This is a genomic window from Acetomicrobium mobile (assembly GCF_937920065.1).
Window position 1 is genome coordinate 1 of the sequence record NZ_CALETC010000073.1, and the last position, 1,308, is coordinate 1,308.

A 1,308-nucleotide genomic window follows, 5' to 3' on the forward strand; every position below is an offset into this window, starting at 1 on the left:
AGGTCCTTTATGGTCATTATCTTCAAGTCGAACTTCTTTGCAAATTCGATCAGCTGAGGCAATCTGGCCATCGTACCGTCGTCGTTCATTATCACATATGACACCGACGGGCTCTAATCCCGCAAGCCTTGCCAAGTCCACTGCTGCCTCCGTATGACCGGCCCTTTTAAGTACTCCGCCCTTCCTTGCGATCAAGGGAAACATATGCCCAGGACGTCTGAAGTCTGACGGCTTCGCCTCTGGACTTGCAAGCAGGCGGGCCGTTATGGCCCTATCTTCGGCGGAAATGCCCGTGGTGGTGCCCTCTTTAGCATCTACGGAAATTGTAAAGGCAGTGCCATGGGGATCGGTACTATGAAGTACCATGGGCTCTAACTCAAGCTGTTTTGCCTTTTCCTCAGTAAGGGGAACGCACACCAATCCACGACCGTATTTGGCCATAAAATTTATGGATTCGCGCGTCACCTTGGAGGCCGCCATCAAGAGATCTCCCTCGTTTTCTCTGTCTTCGTCGTCGACGACGATGATCATCCTTCCCTCTTTGATCATGTTTATGGCTTCTTCCGGCGACGCAAATACATCATCTAAAGCCATAATACATCACTCTCCTTCCGATATTTACTGCCATCCGTATTCGGCCAGCCTTTCCCATGTCAGCTCCTCTTGCTCATCTGCTTTACCGCGAGAGGAAGCCTTTAAAAAACGTTCAATATACTTGCCTATTATATCCGTCTCCAGGTTTACGGGGTCTTTGACTTTTAGGTTACCCAAGGTCGTGAGCCTTAAGGTGCTTGGTATTACTCCAACGGTAAAATCAGTATCCGTGACGCTTATCACCGTAAGGCTAACTCCGTCTATTGCTATGGAACCCTTAGGCACTACGTAGCGCAATATCGATACGTCAGCCTGTATCCTTATAACGCACGTCTGTGTCTTTCTTGAAATTTCGCTGACCGTGCCAATCCCTTCCACATGTCCAAGGACAATATGCCCTCCAAGGCGGTCTCCTGCCTTAAGGGCACGTTCCAGATTGACCCTGTCAAAGGGCTTTAACATACCAAGTTTAGTAACTGTAGCAGTTTCTTCCATCATTTCCGCCGTAAAACTTGTCATCCCTGCCTTGACTACGCTAAGACAAGCTCCGGATACGGAAATCGATTCGTTTAAAGAAAGCTTTGGGGCAATGTCGGGCGCTTCAATCTCGATGTTGGTCACCTCTCCATGCCTGTCGATCGAACGCACAACCCCTACGGTCTCAACCAATCCCGTGAACATCACGCATCGACCTCCAAAGAGAGATCTCCTCCC

At 49.4% G+C, this 1,308-nt stretch carries 2 protein-coding genes; both read right to left on the reverse strand.

The window, feature by feature from the left end:
* A partial coding sequence (gene ribB / locus Q7P41_RS03030; RefSeq protein ID WP_303882023.1) for a 3,4-dihydroxy-2-butanone-4-phosphate synthase occupies positions 1-594 on the reverse strand: 594 nt, incomplete at its 3' end.
* A 24-nt stretch (positions 595-618) separates the two neighbouring features.
* On the reverse strand, positions 619-1,308 hold a 690-nt coding region (locus tag Q7P41_RS03035; RefSeq protein WP_303882025.1), incomplete at its 5' end, for a riboflavin synthase.